Source organism: Ornithinibacillus halophilus (assembly GCF_900129485.1).
In the GTDB taxonomy this organism is placed as follows: domain Bacteria; phylum Bacillota; class Bacilli; order Bacillales; family Amphibacillaceae; genus Ornithinibacillus; species Ornithinibacillus halophilus.
In genome coordinates this window covers 1-3,385 of sequence record NZ_FQVW01000096.1, presented here as the reverse complement: position 1 = coordinate 3,385, position 3,385 = coordinate 1, and the positions used below count along the sequence as shown (strand labels likewise).

General features: G+C 33.2%; 6 protein-coding genes. All 6 read left to right on the top strand.

Annotated features, from left to right (window positions below; genetic code table 11):
• Window positions 1-213: 213 nt before the first annotated feature.
• The 6 genes from BUB12_RS17310 to BUB12_RS17285 all read left to right on the top strand — a co-directional run bounded on the left by BUB12_RS17310 (window position 214) and on the right by BUB12_RS17285 (window position 3,240).
• Entirely contained in the window at window positions 214-852 is a 639-nt protein-coding gene (locus BUB12_RS17310) for a uridine kinase family protein (protein ID WP_072892162.1), read from the top strand.
• 88 nt (window positions 853-940) lie between these two features.
• Window positions 941-1,129 carry a hypothetical protein gene (locus BUB12_RS17305; RefSeq protein ID WP_072892161.1) on the top strand — a complete coding sequence of 63 codons (189 nt, stop codon included), beginning with the start codon at window positions 941-943 and terminating at the stop codon, window positions 1,127-1,129.
• A 499-nt stretch (window positions 1,130-1,628) separates the two neighbouring features.
• Complete coding sequence (locus BUB12_RS17300) at window positions 1,629-2,156, top strand: hypothetical protein (protein ID WP_072892160.1); 528 nt, start codon at window positions 1,629-1,631, stop codon at window positions 2,154-2,156.
• Between the two features lie 72 nt (window positions 2,157-2,228).
• A complete protein-coding gene (locus tag BUB12_RS17295) occupies window positions 2,229-2,699 on the top strand; it encodes a hypothetical protein (protein WP_072892159.1) in 471 nt (156 codons plus the stop codon).
• Entirely contained in the window at window positions 2,699-3,025 is a 327-nt protein-coding gene (locus BUB12_RS17290) for a DUF3221 domain-containing protein (protein ID WP_072892158.1), read from the top strand. Before BUB12_RS17295 ends, BUB12_RS17290 begins: the two co-directional genes overlap by 1 nt.
• 32 nt (window positions 3,026-3,057) lie before the next feature.
• The gene (locus BUB12_RS17285; protein ID WP_072892157.1) at window positions 3,058-3,240 is read left to right on the top strand and encodes a hypothetical protein; all 183 of its coding nucleotides are present in this window, start codon (window positions 3,058-3,060) and stop codon (window positions 3,238-3,240) included.
• Window positions 3,241-3,385 lie beyond the last annotated feature (145 nt).

Genomic DNA, 3,385 nt, shown 5'->3' with positions numbered 1-3,385 from the left:
ACTCGCTCCCCGATAAAGAGGATATGCTCGACACAGGGAGGAACTCGCTCCCCGATAAAGAGGATATGCTCGACACAGGGAGGAACTCGCTCCCCATTAAAGGGAATAAACTCGTCCTGGAAATGTAATCCTATGATAGAATAATTGTATAATTTACTGGAATAAGTCGGGTTGGTTAGGGACCTAAAATTATGATAGTAAGTGAGGGAGAAGATGGATACGTTAATAAAGCAATTAGTTGATATTGTAAGTAAGAAAGAAGGAAGGGTCATTATTGGGATATCGGGACATGGTGCTTCAGGGAAAACAACTTTTGCTAATAAGTTGAAGCAATCGCTGGAGCAGAATGTGAATTACATCAATACCGATCCATATATCATTACTTCTGACATTAGGAAATACACAACGATTAACTATGAATATAACAATGAAAAGCATGCAACTAAAATGACAGCGTGTCACCCAGCTGCTCATCATATTCCTTCGTTAGAAAGAGATTTACATATGATTAGAGACGGAGTCAATTTTTATACGATTGGCACGCATTATGTGAAAAGTCATCTGGTTTCTGCCAAAAATAACATTAGTATTGTTGAGGGAATGAGTATTACATTTGCTGATCCGAAGTTTTTTGATATTACCATTTATTTTTATACTGACGGTGAAACAGAGTTTACAAGAAGGAGTGTGCGTGATATTTCGGAAAGAGGAATGGATATCAATTATTTAAAACAATCCCATGAGCAACGTAGAATCCAATATGAATTATATATGCATCCATATCATAAGAATTTTGATATCGTCATTAGAAATTCAAATGAGGATTATGTAATTGAAAAATCTACAATTTAATTGGTATTATATCTCACTATACATATTTCGTGGTAAGGGAATTTGAGTTATAATTTAATTAAAGGTGTTCAATAAAGGGGATTGAGAAATGAAGTTTCTTATTAGTGCTGTTCTAGTTATTGGGGTTATCGGATTGATTATGACATTACTAGCTGCTAAAGATTCGAATGCTGATTATAGCAAAAAAAAGAGTGTGTCTAGTCTTTCCTTGATTTATATAATATTTTTCCCAATACTTATTATAGGTGGAATTATTACTTGGATTTTTCTTGTTTAGCAATTATTTATAAGTACTTCCTGTGATTGGGTGGTACTTTTCTTATTTTTACGTTTAGATTACGGTATATCAAGGGTATAAGCATAGTGCAAGGTAAAACCTGGTTGGACTTTTAGTACAGAATATCTATAATAATGCTAAACTAGTACGAAGATTGGAGATATTATGATTTCCTATGAAGAAAAGCAAATATTTATAAGAGAGATGAAAGTTTTAATAAATGAATACGAACGCTGTTCACAAAGTACGATTAAAGAACAAATTTATAAAGATATTAAGTTAATTAGAGAAGTGATTGACTCTCTTAGTTAAACCATCATGTTTCCTCCATATTTCCTCACCGAATTCCACAACCAATTCATTCAAAAAGATAATTCACTACTATATTTCAAATTAAATTACTGCACATATTTACAATTACTTTTAATGTGGTAAAATCTATAATATAAATTTTAAAAATATTTTGACTACAATTTATGTCATGATATGGAGGATAACAATGAAGAAAAAAGTTGCACCACTTATTATTATTTTTGCCCTTATAGTTGGCTTAGGATTTGGTTTTAACTTTTTTAGTAAGAATGGAGATTTTATACTTACGAGCGCGATCTCTGTGGACCAGTCACACTTTGAAAATGGAAATAAAATGTATCTAGGATATACATTAAAATGGGAAGGTATTGGTAGTGTAATTTTGGAAAAGGTTGAATTTATTAGGGATGATAGGTCAATTGTTGCCAAAGTAGATGATGATTTCCAGATTGAATCCTATATTGCAGAAACTAATACTATCGGTTCGATGGATGAGGAAAGTGTGAGAGACCAAGGTTTGGATGAAGAATTATCTCCATTGAAGGGGAAAAAAGTAGATGATAATTTTCGTCTAGTATTAGGGGCAACATTTAATGGCGAGGATACCAAGAACGATATTAGCATGATGCGAATTACTTATAAAAAGCTAGGTATGACGCATTACCGAGAGGTGCCTATGGATAGTGGGATAATTATGGATGAAGAAAATTCATAGAGAAAACAGGAGCAGTAATTTGGGTGAAATCTTCCTAAGAAAAGTTAATTTGTTGTAAAACGGGGGAAAAGAATGGTACTGTTCATATTATTTTATATTTTAGTTATTCCACTCTGTATTTTACTACATGAAATCGGGCATGCGATGGGAGTTGTACTCACGTCAAAATTGCATGCGCACGTATATCTAGGTAATAGAGATGATGGGAATAATGAAAATTTTAGAATTGGAAGAATCCATTTTCATCTAATTTGGTCTTTTGTGGGATTTGTAAACTGGGAAGGCGAATTAAATAAACGACAGCGAGTATTTGCCATGGCTGGTGGACCAATCATGTCGTTATTTCTAACGCTTATGCTTGGAGTACTAGCAATGGTAGTTACACATAATGATTTTCAATCATTTTTCTGGAGTATATGTATCTTTAACGGAATAAATTTCTTGGTGACGGTGATTCCAATGACTTATCCAAGTTGGATGGGGGCATATAATGGTCATCCATCCGATGGTTTGCAACTACTAAGGTTACTAAGAGTGAAGTGATGATGAAATACTTAGCTGTTTTCTTCATATTAATGAGTGTCCTGTTATCCGGTTGTTCTAATGAAATGTATGATATCAGAATTAGTGGTTACATAGTAGAAGTAGAAAAAGAGCGTATTTTAGTAGCACAAGCTTTGACAGCGGATGAATATCAAGAAATAAAAAATGAAAGTGTAAAAAAATTGAAGGAAGATGGAGTGATGTTAATTTACCTTGATACTAGTGGTGGAAATTTCAATGTAGGGGATGAGGTGGAGGCATGGATAGATGGTGTTGACCAATCCTATCCAGCACATGCATCACCAAGTAAAATTACTAAAAAATAGAATCCTTATTCTTACGTTGAAGGAGCATGATTATGTCATTTTTATGGGTTATTATGCCACTAATTTTAGGTGTACTGTTTATCATCGGTATTTTAGTTTTTGTATATCATATCTTTAAAGGTAAAAAACATCCTTTATCTTGGCTAATAATCGGGATGCTTCTACTGGTTCTAATTATAACGATTCGTTCTATTTTGGATTATATGAATATTTGATTGTGTTTTATTTAGCAGGCTGACTTAATAAAGTCGGTCTTTTTTATATTAGGCTCTGTTAAAGCTAGATGTTGATATTTGACCAAAAGGAACAGATGTTCTATAATAGGCGTAACAATATACGAGTTGGTGATGACCTTGAGAG